Origin of the sequence: Schaalia vaccimaxillae DSM 15804 (assembly GCF_000420425.1) — a bacterium.
GTDB lineage: Bacteria > Actinomycetota > Actinomycetes > Actinomycetales > Actinomycetaceae > Pauljensenia > Pauljensenia vaccimaxillae.
The window spans coordinates 432,474-447,327 of sequence record NZ_ATUX01000006.1 but is presented as its reverse complement, the minus strand read 5'-3'; the positions used below and the strand labels follow the sequence as shown (position 1 = coordinate 447,327).

Here is a 14,854-nt window from a genome sequence, read left to right as displayed (position 1 = left end):
CCACTTATTGTGGGGACACAAACAAGCAAACAATGCTCGTTAACCACTATACGAATCACCACCAACCCACACAGCAAAACCCCGGCAACGGTAAACGGTGTGTGGACACATAGTTTTGTGGTGGTCATAGCGTAGGGGAAACGCCCAGCATCCCTTTCCGAACCTGGAAGCTAAGCCCTACAGCGCCGATGGTACTGCACCTGGGAGGGTGTGGGAGAGTAGGACACCGCCACAACCAAACCAAAATAACCAAGGGGGGGGCCGCAACCCGTCAACACAATGAACGACAAGTTGCGACCCCCCCTTGCTTTTGTTTCCAAAACACCCACAACAAACAACACAAAGCACACGAATCACGACAAGGGTTTGCTGCGAGTTTGGGTGACACGGGTTTTAGCCGCCAGTTACCTCCTGTTGGGATTGAATCATCTCGTACTCGATGGCTGTCAAGCGTCCGAGGTGGACTTGTCTGCGTCGGCGGTGGTAGGTCCGTTCGATCCAAGTCACGATCGCGCCCCTCAGCTGGTTGAAACAAGCCCAGCGGCAGCGGTTGAGGACTTTCTTTTGCAGTAGGGAGAAGAGGGACTCCATGGCGGCGTTGTCACCGGCCGCGCTGGCCCGGCTAGACCGTCCACGCGGATGGACTCCACGAAGCTACGCGACCAGAACTGTGAGTTTCGTTTCGATTGCGCACCAGCCAGCCACGTTCTGTCGCCCACCGCGCCTGGTGACAGCCTTCTGCAGCGCATCGACGGCCAGCCGAGGGCCACGACAGGAGACGCCACCCACACAGCACGCTATCGCTCCCAAAACCACACTATGCACCAATAACAAGCTGTGCGAATCACGCTGGCCACGTAGTTGACAAAAATAGCGGGGGGGGGGCACCTGCATCTTGAGCTGAAAAGTTCATTCATCAATGCAGAGAGGACACGCCATCGTGTTGAAGAAGCTAGCATCGTCATCGCAACAGCCGCACTTGCACTGTCACTGGCAGCCTGCGGAGGCTCGGACAAGAACAAAAGCGTAGAAGATACCAAACCAGTGCAGCCCACCGAGAGTCAGAGCGTTGAGGTCGCGCCCACAGAGGAAACCGAGCCCACACCGGAGGCGAACAGCTCTGAGGTACGTGAGTTCCTTGAATCCTACGAAGGATTTGTCGACGAGTACGTCGCTTTCAGCGAGAAGTATAAGTCGAGTGATGACCTGATATCGATGGCGCAGGAACTCACACAGGTACAGGCCAAGGCTGCAGAACTTGCTCGGGAGGCTGAGCAGTGGGAAAATGAGCAACTTGCTGCTGATGAGCTAGCGCTGTACACAGAAGTTATGGCCCGCTGCAATGAAAAGCTGGCGACAGCAATTCAAAACATTAGTGAAGCTGCATAAAGTTCATCGGCTGATACATTCACTGCTGTGGACGGTTCTCCCAGGGTAATTAATGTGCCAGCCACAGGAATTATGGTGTGACACATACTCGTATTAGATTGCAGTAGGGGAGAGAAAAATGTGGTTGGGACCTAGGCTCACTGAGCCTCGGTCCCAACCACATTCAGATGAACATTGCGAAAGAGCGTTTCAGTTGCTCACAGACCACCAAGGATCTGTGCGACGAAAATCTTGCCGATCATGGCAACCGGATAAACCAGCGCATATCCCAGTGCCACACGCGGATCCTGACCGGTACGACCGTTGGCGAAAGCCAAGACTGCGGGCTGCGTCTGAGCACCTGCGAGCAGACCGGAAAGCTGGGTGCCGCCCATCTTGAAGATCCAACGCATCGTGACATACAGGCCAACGGCCATGATCGAAGTGATGATGACACCAAGGATGAAGATATTGATCCAGGCGCCCGAGGTGAAAGCCTTCGAGATCTGACCACCGGCTGCTGTTCCTGCGCGAGCCAAGAACATCAGCAGACCCAATTCCTGCATCACCGATGCCGCCGTGAAAGGCAGAGCAGTCACCACCGGGCCCACGCGTCCAACGCGACCAAAAATCAAGCCAACGATCAGGGTTCCCGCAGCACCACCAATTGAGAAGGTCGAGCCGCCACCCATCGGAATCTGGATATGACCGATGAACAGGCCCAGAGCCATACCGATACCCAAAGCGATGGGGTTGATGTCCGACAGGCCGCGAGCGGAGTCACCGAAGAACTTTGTGATCTCACGCATTTTCGACGTCGGAGCAACGACGCGGACGCGGTCGCCTTGCTGAAGAACCAGACCAGGTTCGGCGATCATATCCGTGTCGCCTCGGCGCACGCGAGAAATAGTGGCGGAGAAACGCTTCGCCATATTCAGTTCGCCCACGGTGCGGCCAGCGATGTGAGGATCGGAGATCGTCATACGGCGGAAGTCCAAGTAGGAACGGTCCTGCATCAGCGAGTGAGAAGAGGCGTGGCCCAATTCGGTTGCTGCGCGAACGACGAGTTCGCGAGGTCCAACTACCGTCACGAGATCGCCCTTGTCTAAAGTGTCAGACATGGAAGGACGCGAAATGGGTCCTGTTTCGCCGCGACGTAGACGCGAGAAAGTGACCTTAGAACCGAGCTTCTCGTACAGGTCGCCAACGAAGGGGTGATCGTCGCGCTCAACGCGGATCGTACGGTTAGCCAACGGCGAAGGAGTGTCCTTGTCGCTCTTCGAGTAGGACAGGGCTGCCATTGCGGCAATGAGCATCCCGATGACACCAAAGAGGTACGCAATCGAGTAGCCGACCGTGGCGGTTGCCGGATCTCCGGAGGAATCGCTGGCGGCAGCCAGTGCGGGCGTATTGGTTGTTGCGCCGGCGAAAGTACCAGCGATCATCGCGATGTCCATGTTCATCGCCTTGCCGACACCCAGGCCGACACTGGCAGCGACGACGTAGAGCAGCACCATGGTGATCATGGGGCCAATGGCCGTCCTCAAGTTATGGAAGAACGAGGCGCCGGAGTTCACTCCGATAGCGAATGTGAAGAGGGCCAAGCCTAAAGCACTGATCTCTTCGGGGACTTCGATGGTTACGCCCGAGGCCGTCGACCATGCGGCGACGATAATGGCGATGAATAGGACGGCTGCGGCGCCTAGGCCGATCCCCTTGATCTTGACGTGGCCGAACATCATGCCAATGCCGATCATCAGGAAGACGAAAAGCACCGGCTGACCAGCCAGGTATTCGAATACTGCTTCCACAGTGGAAACTCCGTAAAATTCGTCGGATAGTGAATGAGACGGGACAAAGTATCTCAGCCTTAACAGGCCGATCGTCAGTCCATCGTCCCGACTGTGGCAAGACACTCTTTCGTGGGGACCAGAGTCTCCCGTTTCTCTTCGAAGTTTCGGAGTATGAGACAACGAGGGCCAATCAGCAAACTGCGCCTACCGTAGGACACGTGCTCAACATTCACATTCTCGGAATCGACGTCCTGGTCCTCGTACCCGGGCGTGCGACTCCTGCCATGTGAACCCTGGATGGATCGCACGCCTTATCCCCAACGCTCAATAGCGACGGGGATTTTTTCATGCGATGTCTCCAAACGAAGTGAGAGGACCCTGCGGTGAAGACCACTGCTGAAACCCAAACGATGACCGGCGCTCAAGCAATCGTTGCGAGCCTCGAAGCGCTTGGCGTCACCGATGTCTTCGGTATGCCTGGCGGCGCTATTCTCCATCTCTACGATCCCCTAATGGCTTCGACGAAGATTCGTCACATCCTCGTGCGCCACGAGCAGGGGGCAGGGCATGCCGCCGAAGGCTACGCCCTGGCTACCGGCAAAGTTGGCTGCGCAATCGTCACCTCCGGTCCAGGAGCCACCAACATCCTGACCGCTCTAGCAGACGCAAATATGGATTCCGTACCGATGGTTGTGATCTCGGGTCAGGTGGGAGCCTCCCTTATTGGCACCGATGCTTTCCAGGAAGCCGACATTGTCGGAGCTTCCATGCCGCTGACAAAGCACGCTTTCCTCGTGACGGATCCTCAGGAAATTCCCGCTCGCATTGCCGAAGCCTTCCACTTGGCCCAAACCGGCCGTCCGGGGCCCGTCCTCGTTGATATTACGAAGTCTGCCCAGGGGGCGGAGATGGAGTTCTCTTGGCCGCCCAAGATGGAACTTCCCGGGTATCGACCCGCAGCCAAGCCACATAAGAAGCAGATCAAGACTGCGGCTACAACCATTCTCGAGGCCGAAGCTCCAGTGCTGTACGTCGGTGGTGGCATGATCCGTTCGAATGCCACTGCTGAACTTGCCAAACTTGTCGAGCTCACAGACGCCCCCGTGGTCACCACATTGACGGCCCGCGGTGCTTTCCCAGACTCTGACCGCCACAATCTGGGCATGCCGGGTATGCACGGCACCGTGCCGGCAGTTGGGGCCCTGCAACGCGCTGATGTCATCGTTGCCCTCGGTGCACGTTTCGATGACCGCGTCACCGGCCGCGTGGATTCATTCGCCCCCAGGGCGCGTGTTGTCCATATTGACATTGACGCCGTTGAGATTTCGAAGATCCGGTATGCGGATGTGCCGATCGTGGGTGATCTTGCCCAAGCTCTGCCAATGCTCAACCGAGAGATCAACGAGCAACTCAAAGATGTCAGCACCAGAAACCTGGCGGGCTGGTGGCGATACCTGAACCGCCTGCGTGACAAATACCCGATGGGGTGGCCAGAACCTGAAGATTCCATGATGGCTCCCCAAGATGTGCTCCAACGCCTCTCGAAGATCGCAGGGCCCGAAGCCGTGTACGTCACCGGCGTGGGTCAACACCAAATGTGGGCCGCCCAATTTATCCAACATGACAATCCCCGTCACTTCCTGTCCTCATCGGGCCTGGGAACCATGGGCTACTGTATTCCCTCTGCAATGGGTGCAAAGGTCGGAGCCCCCGACAAAGTCGTGTGGGCGATTGACGGCGACGGCTCCTTCCAAATGACCAATCAGGAGTTGGCTACCTGCACGATCAACAACATTCCGATCAAGGTCTGTCTGATTAACAACTCCGTGTTGGGAATGGTGCGCCAGTGGCAGTCCCTCTTCTACGGAAAGCGGTACTCAAATACCACTCTCAATCCTGTTGATGGTGAGCAGATCCCCAACTTCGAGATGCTGGCCAATGCCTACGGGGCAGCCGCGCGAACAGTTCGCTCAATTGACGAGGTCGACGAGGCCATCGAATGGGCAATGTCGATTAACGACCGTCCGGTGCTCATTGACTTTAGGGTCTCCAAAGACTCGATGGTTTGGCCCATGGTTGCCGCGGGCGTGTCCAACGATGAAATCAACTACGCCAGGGGAATGGCGCCCGACTGGGATGTGGAGGACTGATCATGGCTCAATTGCATACCCTTGCGGTGCTCGTTGAAAATAAGCCGGGCGTTCTGACTCGCGTGGCAGCCCTTTTTGCCCGCCGCGCGTTCAATATCAAGTCACTGACTGTGGGTGAAACTGAGCATCCCGAGGTCTCGCGGATGACCATCATTGTTGAGGCAGATGAACAGCCTTTCGAACAGATCACCAAACAGCTCAATAAGTTGGTCAACGTTCTCAAGATCGTTGAGCTCACGGCGCAGGATTCGGTGGAACGCCGACTCTTGCTGCTCAAAGTCCAGGCCGATGAAACACGTCGCACAGGGGTCCTGCAGGTCGTTGACCTTTTCCGCGCCCACGTCGTCGATGTGCAACCCGAATCGGTCGTCATTGAGTCAATCGGCTCTTTGTCCAAGTTGGAAGCACTGCTTAAGGCCATCGAGCCTTACGGTGTCACAGAAATCGTCCAGTCGGGCGCCGTGGCGATCGGCCGCGGATCGCGTTCGATCACCGATCAATTGAAGGAGAAATGACAATGGCAGCAGAAATCATCTACGACGACGGCGCTGATCTGTCGATCATCCAGTCGAAGACTGTGGCCATCATCGGCTACGGCTCGCAGGGACACGCTCATGCTCTTAACCTCAAGGACTCCGGCGTCAATGTCGTCGTGGGTCTGCGCCCGGGCTCATCCTCGTGGGAGAAAGCCGAATCCGCTGGGCTGACCGTCAAGGACGTTCCCGAGGCCGTTCGCGAGGGTGACGTCGTTATGATTCTGGTTCCCGACCAGGTCCAGCGCACCGTCTACTCCGAGCAGATCGCCCCTAACCTCAAGGACGATGCAGCACTGTTCTTCTCTCACGGATTCAATATCCGTTACGGCTACATCACTCCCGAAGCTGGCCACGATATCTGCATGGTTGCCCCCAAGGGCCCCGGTCATACGGTGCGTCGCCAGTACCAGGAAGGCAAGGGTGTCCCCGCCCTCGTCTGTGTTGAGCAGGATGCTTCGGGTTCTGCCCTTGACCTCGCTCTGTCCTACGCGAAGGGTATCGGTGGAACGCGAGCAGGTGTCATCAAGACCACCTTCACCGAGGAAACCGAAACCGACCTCTTCGGTGAGCAGGCTGTTTTGTGCGGTGGCGTCTCCAAGCTGATCCAGTACGGATACGAAACTTTGACTGAAGCTGGCTATATGCCGGAGATGGCTTACTTCGAGGTGTGCCATGAACTCAAGCTCATTGTCGATCTCATCAACGAGGGTGGCCTGACCAAGCAGCGTTGGTCCTGCTCTGACACGGCCGAATACGGCGACTACGTCTCTGGCCCCCGTGTCATTGGTCCTGAGGTCAAGGAGCACATGAAGGAGGTCCTGGCTGATATTCAGGACGGAACCTTTGCCAAGCGCTTCATTGCCGATCAGGACAATGGAGGCCTCGAATTCAAGGCTCTGCGCGCTGAAAATGAGTCGCACCCAATCGAGAAGACCGGTCAGAAGCTGCGTGCTGCCTTCGGCTGGACCTCGGTTGACTCCGACTACACGGATGGTTCTGCCGCTCGCTGAGTGAGAGTACGCCTGTCTGAGCGTGCATCACCTAGGCGTGCTGTTCATTGAGACATTTGCCGCCCTCGTTTTGCTTATTTGCAGACGAGGGCGGCCGTGTGTCGGCCGAGAACATTGTTGTCATGCGGCATGCTTCGACCATTGTGACCGTTTTACGAGACAATCCGTCCCAGAATGACTGCAGGTCATAGCCTCATTCCTATGGAAACCCTCAATCTCGCAGTGATTCCCGGTGACGGAATCGGTCAAGAAATTATCCCCGAAGGCCTTAAGGCGCTTCACGCCGCTTTGAATGATTCGGGCATGGAAGTTTCGACCACCACCTTTGACTTAGGTGCTCAACGTTGGCATCGCACGGGCGAGACTTTAACCGATGAGGATCTTGATGTAATCAAGAAACATGACGCCATTCTGCTGGGAGCCGTAGGGGACCCATCCGTTCCCTCTGGAGTTTTAGAACGCGGGCTGCTGCTCAAGCTGCGCTTCGCCCTCGATCACTATGTCAATCTTCGTCCCTCTAAGCTCTATCCAGGAGTTCCAAGTCCTCTGGCCAATCCCGGTCAGATCGACTTTGTCGTCGTGCGTGAAGGAACGGAAGGCCTGTACTGCGGAAATGGGGGAGCCGTTCGCACCGGAACCCCCCACGAGATCGCCACCGAAGTATCGGTCAACACTGCCTATGGAGTCGAGCGCGTCGTCCGATACGCATTCGAGCAAGCCCAGGGGCGAAAAAAGCACCTGACGCTGGTTCACAAACACAATGTTTTAGTCCATGCCGGCCACATGTGGCGGCGAATCGTCGACCAAGTTGGTCGCGAATACCCTGAGGTTGAGGTCGACTACTGTCACATCGACGCAGCCACGATTTACATGGTGACCGATCCTGGCCGCTTCGACGTCATCGTCACCGACAACCTCTTCGGGGATATATTGACAGACGAGGCCGGTGCCATCACCGGAGGCATCGGACTGTCGGCTTCTGGAAACCTCAACCCGTCAGGCGATTTTCCCTCTATGTTTGAGCCTGTCCACGGGTCTGCGCCAGATATTGCTGGGCAAGGAAAGGCCGACCCGACGGCGACGATCTTAGCGGTCGCACTTTTGCTGGAAAACGTTGGTTTAGTCGACGCAGCCCGCAGGATTACGCGCGCGGTGGAAGAGGACATGGTTGCCAGAGCCGAAGAGGCTGCTCGAGGAGAATCATTGGCACGGTCAACCAGCCAAATCGGTGACGATATCGTCGCCAAGATCCGTGCCTGAAAAGAGGGGGCTCATAGACTCGCAGGTGCCTGTGGCAACGAAGCTGCAGGCACCTGCGACATGAGTGGGGGAGATTGGCTAGCCGGCTTGAGTCACGCCAACGAGGGCGCCGAAAGCCTGGGGTGAGATCGTTTGGTAGTCAGAGATGTCTTCAAGTGCCGCATGCAGTCCCGTCAATCGAACAGCAGCGGATTCTGAATTGAGTAAAGAAATATCGGCGGCGATAAGGTTGCGGGCTAACTCTTCGACTTGCCTGGATTCAAGGGAGCATCGGGGGATCCGTTGATCGGCAACGCCCGTGTCAAGTATACGGTCGACCCGAACCATGAGACGGTCCGAACGAACTGTTGCATCTAAAGGCTGTCCGTCAAGAACTTCGGTGCGTGGCAGAGTCTGGGCCACGCAGTCCCACACGACGATTGCTTCAGCCAGTTCGGCCGAACCGCTCACACTTGAGTCACCTTCGACGTACTCAACAGCAGGCAGCGACTGATTGGATAAGAGATCGTCAGAACTTAAAGACCAAGTGCCAACATTGGTCTGTGCGATAAGTTCGGCTTCTTGCCGGCCGACAAGTCGCGAGTTAGCCGTGTTCAATGCCGCAGATCCGGCGAAAAGATCAACTCCATAGGCCTCTGATAATGCTCGGGCGTCGGCATACCGTCCCAGGGCTGTTGAAGCCAAAACAAGAGAGTCTTGCGAGTGTGTGACGGACGGATCGGCTGCCACGGCTAGGTCGCGCTGCGCGCCGGCAACCAGCCAGGAAATGAAGCTTTCGACGGTCATTGGCGCATCGGCTACAGCCGGGGGACGTTCAACATCCTCGTTGACATTGTCCTCCCAGGGTTGCCACACTCCGCCGAGCGTAGTGAGGCGCTGGGCAGAGTTCGTAGAAATTTCTTGCAGTGCGGTTGCGCACTGTGGGCACCGGTCATTGGTGAGTGCTTGAGCCAGGGAATCTGCTCGCTCAATTGCTGCGACTTCGGTGCGCACGGCCTCATCACGAATTTTGTCAATGCCGGTCAGGGCGGGCAAAACTCCGGGTTCGTTCGAGAAGTGGATGGTGCTCGAGTCGCATGCTGTTGTCAGTGCTGCAACGCTGAGAAAGAGGCTGAGACCAAGAGCTGTTCGGCGACGTGGAGGCCGTGACGTAGCGGATATGACATGCACCTGCGCATCATCCCACGCGGTGACACGGGTACGATGGGAGGACAGATGCCGTGTCGCACACCATTTTCATACAGGAGGTCCCGTGCCCAACCCCAAGCACTCCGACGAGCTCCAGGCTCTTCTTGAGCCGATCGTCCAGGAATCGGGGCTCGACCTTGATGACGTTCTTGTGACGAACCAATCCGGCACACCATTGGTTCGTGTCATTGTGGACGCTCCCGTTGGCATGGATGGGATTGACGCTGACACTCTGGCTGATGTTTCGCGAGCGATCTCCAAAGCAATGGATCAGGCTGACCCTATTGACTCTGAGTACCTGTTAGAAGTGTCGACGCCAGGTGCCGAGCGTGAACTGACACTGCCCAAACATTGGGCCAAGCAGGCCGGTCGTCTCGCTCAGGTCAAACTACGCGATGGGGATACGGTCGTGGGAAGGGTGCAAACAGCCAACGACGAGGCAGCCACCCTGGACATTGATGGTAAAGAAACGACGATTGCATACGCACAGATGAAGAAGGCGCGGGCACGCGTCGAATTCGGATCTATGGACTGAGGTCATTATGGAAATCGATATGACAGCACTGCGCATGGTGGAGACCGAAAAGGGAGTGTCTCTGGACACCCTGGTCGACGCCATCGAAGAAGCCCTCCTCAAGGCGTACCACAATATTCCTGGCGCAATCTCGCAGGCCCGAATCGAGATTGATAAGAAGACCGGTCGTGTCACCGTCATGGCGATGGACGAGGACGAGGACGGCAACCCGATCGGCGAATTCGATGACACCCCGAAGAACTTCGGGCGTATCGCACAGTCGACGGCTCGGTCCGTCATTATGCAGCGTCTACGTGATGCCGACGATCAGAAAGTCTTAGGTGACTTCGCTGATCGAGCCGGTCAGGTCATTACTGGAACCGTTCAGCAGTCGCGCGATGGACGCATCACGATTGTCCAAGTTTCTGATGATTTTGAAGCTGTCCTACCCGATTCTGAAAAGGCGCCGGGGGAGCAGTATCGCCACGGCGATCGCATTCGGGCTTTCGTCGTCAACGTCGAGCGTACCGACAAGGGGCCCCGGATCACGCTGTCACGGACCCACCCCGGCCTGGTCATGGGACTGTTCGAACGTGAAGTTCCCGAGATTCAACAGGGTCTGGTCAAAATCAAGGCTGTTGCACGCGAAGCCGGCCACCGCACGAAAATTGCGGTTGTGGCCACGCGGGAAGGAATCAACGCCAAGGGGGCATGTATCGGCCCGATGGGTTCGCGCGTGCGCGGCGTTATGACCGAACTTGGCGGAGAAAAGATTGACATTGTTGATTGGTCGGATGATCCCGGTCGTTTCGTGGCCAATTCACTGTCGCCGGCTCGTGTCACCAGGGTTGTTGTCCACTCCGTTGACAATAAGACTGCAACGGCGATTGTCCCCGATTTCCAACTCTCTCTCGCCATTGGCAAAGAAGGGCAGAATGCTCGACTTGCGGCGCGTTTAACCGGTTATCACATTGATATTCACTCCGATACGGAAACGGGAGATGACGCTACAGCCTCCAGATCGTCTATGCCTGATGACGTGACCAGTCGCTCACGTTCTGAGGTTCGGGACGAGCTGGAGCTCGACTAAACTGAATAATCGTGCCGCATCCTGCGCGTCTGCTGACCGACCCCGCTTCAGGGGAGGGCCCTATTCGGACGTGTGTTGGTTGCGGGAAGCGCCAGGCGCGCGCGGACCTGATTCGCGTGGTCGCCACACACGAGGGATCTGTCTCGATAGATTCCCGGCGCGATCTTCCTGGGCGCGGAGCGTGGCTACACCCCGACTCCGTGTGCGTTGAGAAGGCCCGTCACAGACGGAGCTTCCAGCGGGCCCTGCGCATACGCGCCGACATCGGCGAGGACGCGTGGGACAACCTAGAAAAGATCGCTCAGCAAGCGACGGCTAAGACGTCGACCATCGATTAGTGGAAGCGGGTTGGAAGCTGATGGGCACCCGATGAGTACCCAGCGATGAGCTGCCAGCAGTACAAGTAACGCGTCTCCGGTCCGGAGGCGCTTCCGGACAGGAGAAAAGTGGCTAAGTTGCGCGTCTCCGAGCTTGCCAAAGAGCTCGGCATCAAGAGTAAGGAACTCCTGGAGTTCCTGAACAACAACGGAGAGTATGTCAAAGCGGCATCCTCCGGTCTTGAATCACCCGTCGTCAGGAAGGTGCGCGAGCATTACGGCTCGTCGGCTTCCGCGGCACCCCAAAGTCAGCCTGCGGCCAAGAAGCCCACACCGAGTAAACCGGCTGCCCCCAAGCCGTCGGCAAGGAAGCCGGCTGCGCCTAAACCTACTAGCGTCCAATCGACGCAAGCCGCTGAGCAGCCTGAACAGCCATCGGCTCAACAACCACAGGAGACCACTCCTGCCAAACCGACCCCCGCAGCCAAACCGGCTCCGCGTTCAGCATCTAAGGACGCTACGGATGCTCCCCGACCCGGCGGCACCGGTGGGCCTCGCCCCGGTCCGCGTCCCTCGGGCCCACGGCCTGGCAATAACCCATATGCTTCAAGCCAGGGCATGCCTCGTCCGGGTGGTTCGGGCGGAGCACGCCCTGGACCTCGTCCGGGTGGACGCGGTGGTCAGGGCGAACGTCCGGCTCGTCCGGGCGCCGCGTCGGGCTCTCCTCGTCCCGGCGGTTCAGGTTCGTCCCCTCGTCCCGGCGGTCGTGGAGCTCAGGGAGGAAACCATCCTAACCCCGGCATGATGCCCGGTCAGGCGAACTTTGCTCGTCCCGGCGCTCCCGCTGGTGGCGAACGCGGCGGACGTGGTGGTGCTGGCGGCGGTCGAGGCCGCGGCTCGCGTCCCGGTGGTGGCGGTGGCGCAGGCGCACCAGGTACTCAGCCTGGCGGTGGCTTTGGTCCGCCTCGTGGAGGTGCTGGTGGCGGCCGCGGCGGACGCGGTTCAACCCCGGGCGCATTCGGTCGAGGTGGCGGCCGTAACCAGCGAGGCCGTAAGTCCAAGCGCGCCAAACGTCAAGAGTTCGAGCAGCAGAATGCACCCGTCATTGGCGGCGTTTCGATCCCTCGTGGCAACGGCCAGGAGATTCGGATCCGCCAGGGTGCATCCCTTGCCGACTTCGCGGAGAAGATCGAAGTCAATCCCGCGGCACTGGTCACCGTCCTGTTCCACTTGGGTGAAATGGCCACCGCCACTCAGTCCCTTGACCAGGACACCTTCGAAGCCCTGGGCGCTGAACTTGGCTACGACGTCAAGGTTGTTTCCCCCGAGGACGAAGACCGCGAGCTCCTCGAGTCCTTCGACATCGACCTTGAGGCCGAAGAACTCGATGACATTGAGAACATGGAGGCCCGTCCTCCGGTCGTCACCGTCATGGGTCACGTTGACCACGGTAAGACTAAGCTGCTGGACGCGATCCGTCACACCGATGTCGTTGACACCGAGCACGGTGGCATCACCCAGCATATTGGCGCCTACCAGGTCAAGGTTGAGCACGAGGGTAAGAAGCGTCCCATGACCTTCATCGATACCCCCGGTCACGAGGCCTTCACCGCCATGCGTGCCCGTGGTGCGCAGGTCACTGATATTGCGATTCTCGTGGTCGCTGCCGATGACGGCGTCATGCCTCAGACCGTTGAGGCGATCAACCACGCTCAGGCTGCAAATGTGCCGATCGTGGTTGCCGTCAACAAGGTCGATAAGGAAGATGCGAATCCGGCCAAGATTCGTTCGCAGCTCACCGAATACGGGCTGGTTGCTGAAGAATATGGCGGCGACGTCATGTTCGTCGACATTTCCGCCAAGCAGCGTCAGGGCATTCATGAACTCCTTGAAGCTGTCCTGCTGACAGCGGATGCGGCTCTCACTCTGGAAGCCAACCCGAACACTGCAGCTCGCGGTGTTGCCATCGAAGCCAACCTCGACAAGGGACGCGGCGCCGTGGCCACCATGCTGGTTCAGCGCGGCACCCTGCGCGTGGGCGACGCCCTCGTTGTGGGATCTTCCTACGGCCGCGTGCGTGCCATGTTCGACGACTCCGGTAACGATGTGGCAGAGGCCGGCCCCTCGCGTCCCGTCGCAGTGCTCGGCCTGAGCTCTGTACCGCGAGCAGGCGACGCCTTCCTCATTGCCTCCGACGACCGCACAGCCCGTCAAATCGCTGACAAACGTGAGGCCGCGGAACGTCAAGCAATGCTGGCTAAGCGCCGCAAGCGCGTTTCCCTGGAGGACTTTGACAAGGTCCTGGCCGAGGGCGAAGTTGACACCCTTAACCTCATCATCAAGGGTGACGTCTCCGGTGCCGTTGAGGCCCTGGAAGATTCGCTACTGCGCATCGAGGTCGGAGACGAGGTTGCTTTGCGCATCATTCACCGCGGTGTTGGTGCAATCACGCAGAACGACGTCAACCTTGCGACCATCGACAAGGCCGTCATCATCGGCTTCAACGTTCGTCCCGCCGAACGCGTTGCCGAGATGGCCGATGCCGAGGGCGTCGACATCAAGTACTACAACGTCATCTACTCTGCGATTGACGATGTTGAGGCGGCTCTTAAGGGCATGCTCAAGCCGATCTACGAAGAGGTCCAGCTGGGCAGCGCCGAGATTCGCCTGGTCTTCCGTTCTGGCAAGTTCGGAAACATCGCCGGTTCGATCATCCGTTCGGGCACGATCAAGCGAGGCACTAAGGCTCGCCTGGTCCGCGATGGCATCGTCGTTGCCGACAACCTCGAAATCGCCTCCTTGCGCCGTGAGAAGGACGACGTTACCGAGGTCCGCGAAGGCTACGAATGCGGTATTACGCTGGGTTACAAGGACATCGCCGAGGGCGACATCATTGAAACCTGGGAGATGCGCGAGAAGCCTCGCGACTGATCGAAGGATGAAAATCCACGACGTCGGCGCCTGGAGCTTGCGAGCTTCGGGCGCCGCCCTCCGTTTTCGGCCTAACCAATGCGAGCTTAGAGATGAAGACGGCTCAACCCTGACCTCGACTTCAAGTACGCCGGAGGCATGGCGACCTCGTAAGATAAGGCTAGACAAGACGAATGGCTGCCCGTTGGGTGCCGAACAGAAGTGCGGGAGGTATCGATGGCAGACGAAGCTCGCCAACGTAAGGTTCAGGATCGTATCCACCAGACGGTCGCCAGCATGCTTGGACGCAGGGTGAAAGATCCTCGCTTGAGTTTCGTAACCATTACCGATGTGCGCGTCACCGGTGACCTCCAGCATGCTTCGGTGTTCTACACGGTTCTCGGCGATGATGATGACCGTGCCGCAGCCGGACGAGCCTTCGAGTCAGCTAAGGGCATTATTCGCTCCGAGGTGGGTAAAGCCTTGGGTATCCGTTTGACTCCGACGCTGGAGTTCCTCCTTGATGGGCTTCCTGAATCTGCGGCCGCCCTCGAAGATGCCCTTGCCGCAGCCAAAGCCCGGGACGCTCAAATCGCCCAAGCGGCAGTGGGCGCCTCGTATGCAGGCGAAGAAGACCCGTATCGGCGTGACGACGAGGACGCAGAACTTGACGACGCGCAAGACGAAGATGACAGCGAAGAAGAGAACGCTCACTGAC

At 58.2% G+C, this 14,854-nt stretch carries 12 protein-coding genes, 1 rRNA gene and 1 pseudogene; 11 read left to right on the top strand and 3 right to left on the bottom strand.

Features of this window, described 5'->3' with window-relative positions:
• Positions 1 to 116: 116 nt before the first annotated feature.
• Positions 117 to 235, top strand: a 5S ribosomal RNA gene (gene rrf / locus G439_RS0105030).
• Positions 236 to 393: 158 nt separating this feature from the next.
• Here rrf and G439_RS12750 read toward each other — a convergent pair.
• Positions 394 to 686, bottom strand: a pseudogene (locus G439_RS12750) (IS3 family transposase); the annotation flags it as partial.
• Between the two features lie 175 nt (positions 687 to 861).
• Here G439_RS12750 and G439_RS0105020 point away from each other — a divergent pair.
• A complete protein-coding gene (locus G439_RS0105020) occupies positions 862 to 1,389 on the top strand; it encodes a DUF6591 domain-containing protein (RefSeq protein WP_022868095.1) in 528 nt (175 codons plus the stop codon).
• A gap of 197 nt (positions 1,390 to 1,586) precedes the next feature.
• On the opposite strand, the gene G439_RS0105015 is transcribed toward G439_RS0105020, so the two are convergent.
• Positions 1,587 to 3,179, bottom strand: a complete 1,593-nt coding sequence (locus tag G439_RS0105015) for an aspartate:alanine exchanger family transporter (protein WP_022868094.1) — start codon at positions 3,177 to 3,179, stop codon at positions 1,587 to 1,589.
• 365 nt (positions 3,180 to 3,544) lie between these two features.
• Between G439_RS0105015 and G439_RS0105010 the strand changes: the two genes are divergently transcribed.
• The 4 genes from G439_RS0105010 to G439_RS0104995 all read left to right on the top strand — a co-directional run bounded on the left by G439_RS0105010 (position 3,545) and on the right by G439_RS0104995 (position 8,117).
• Positions 3,545 to 5,311 (top strand): acetolactate synthase large subunit, encoded by a 1,767-nt coding sequence (locus G439_RS0105010; protein WP_022868093.1) that lies wholly within the window; start codon positions 3,545 to 3,547, stop codon positions 5,309 to 5,311.
• 2 nt (positions 5,312 to 5,313) lie between these two features.
• A complete protein-coding gene (ilvN, locus tag G439_RS0105005) occupies positions 5,314 to 5,826 on the top strand; it encodes an acetolactate synthase small subunit (protein WP_022868092.1) in 513 nt (170 codons plus the stop codon).
• Between the two features lie 2 nt (positions 5,827 to 5,828).
• A complete protein-coding gene (gene ilvC, locus G439_RS0105000) occupies positions 5,829 to 6,857 on the top strand; it encodes a ketol-acid reductoisomerase (RefSeq protein ID WP_026459408.1) in 1,029 nt (342 codons plus the stop codon).
• Positions 6,858 to 7,058: 201 nt separating this feature from the next.
• On the top strand, positions 7,059 to 8,117 hold the full coding sequence (locus tag G439_RS0104995) for a 3-isopropylmalate dehydrogenase (protein WP_022868090.1): 1,059 nt from the start codon (positions 7,059 to 7,061) through the stop codon (positions 8,115 to 8,117).
• Positions 8,118 to 8,195: 78 nt separating this feature from the next.
• On the opposite strand, the gene G439_RS11195 is transcribed toward G439_RS0104995, so the two are convergent.
• Complete coding sequence (locus G439_RS11195; RefSeq protein WP_022868089.1) at positions 8,196 to 9,287, bottom strand: hypothetical protein; 1,092 nt, start codon at positions 9,285 to 9,287, stop codon at positions 8,196 to 8,198.
• Between the two features lie 82 nt (positions 9,288 to 9,369).
• Here G439_RS11195 and G439_RS0104985 point away from each other — a divergent pair, with 82 nt between their 5' ends.
• From G439_RS0104985 to rbfA, 5 genes are all read left to right on the top strand, one after another.
• Positions 9,370 to 9,840, top strand: a complete 471-nt coding sequence (locus G439_RS0104985) for a ribosome maturation factor RimP (RefSeq protein ID WP_022868088.1) — start codon at positions 9,370 to 9,372, stop codon at positions 9,838 to 9,840.
• Positions 9,841 to 9,847: 7 nt separating this feature from the next.
• Positions 9,848 to 10,909 carry a transcription termination factor NusA gene (gene nusA / locus G439_RS0104980; RefSeq protein ID WP_022868087.1) on the top strand — a complete coding sequence of 354 codons (1,062 nt, stop codon included), beginning with the start codon at positions 9,848 to 9,850 and terminating at the stop codon, positions 10,907 to 10,909.
• Positions 10,910 to 10,920: 11 nt separating this feature from the next.
• Entirely contained in the window at positions 10,921 to 11,247 is a 327-nt protein-coding gene (locus G439_RS0104975; protein WP_022868086.1) for a DUF448 domain-containing protein, read from the top strand.
• A 108-nt stretch (positions 11,248 to 11,355) separates the two neighbouring features.
• Positions 11,356 to 14,157, top strand: a complete 2,802-nt coding sequence (gene infB / locus G439_RS0104970; RefSeq protein WP_022868085.1) for a translation initiation factor IF-2 — start codon at positions 11,356 to 11,358, stop codon at positions 14,155 to 14,157.
• 216 nt (positions 14,158 to 14,373) lie between these two features.
• Positions 14,374 to 14,853 (top strand): 30S ribosome-binding factor RbfA, encoded by a 480-nt coding sequence (gene rbfA, locus G439_RS0104965; RefSeq protein WP_022868084.1) that lies wholly within the window; start codon positions 14,374 to 14,376, stop codon positions 14,851 to 14,853.
• Position 14,854 lies beyond the last annotated feature (1 nt).

Bases quoted from the DNA above. Each gene is read 5' to 3' on its own strand.
- ilvN (WP_022868092.1), top strand. From the start codon at position 5,314: ATGGCTCAATTGCATACCCTTGCGGTGCTCGTTGAAAATAAGCCGGGC.
- ilvC (WP_026459408.1), top strand. From the start codon at position 5,829: ATGGCAGCAGAAATCATCTACGACGACGGCGCTGATCTGTCGATCATC.
- G439_RS0104995 (WP_022868090.1), top strand. From the start codon at position 7,059: ATGGAAACCCTCAATCTCGCAGTGATTCCCGGTGACGGAATCGGTCAA.
- nusA (WP_022868087.1), top strand. From the start codon at position 9,848: ATGGAAATCGATATGACAGCACTGCGCATGGTGGAGACCGAAAAGGGA.
- rbfA (WP_022868084.1), top strand. From the start codon at position 14,374: ATGGCAGACGAAGCTCGCCAACGTAAGGTTCAGGATCGTATCCACCAG.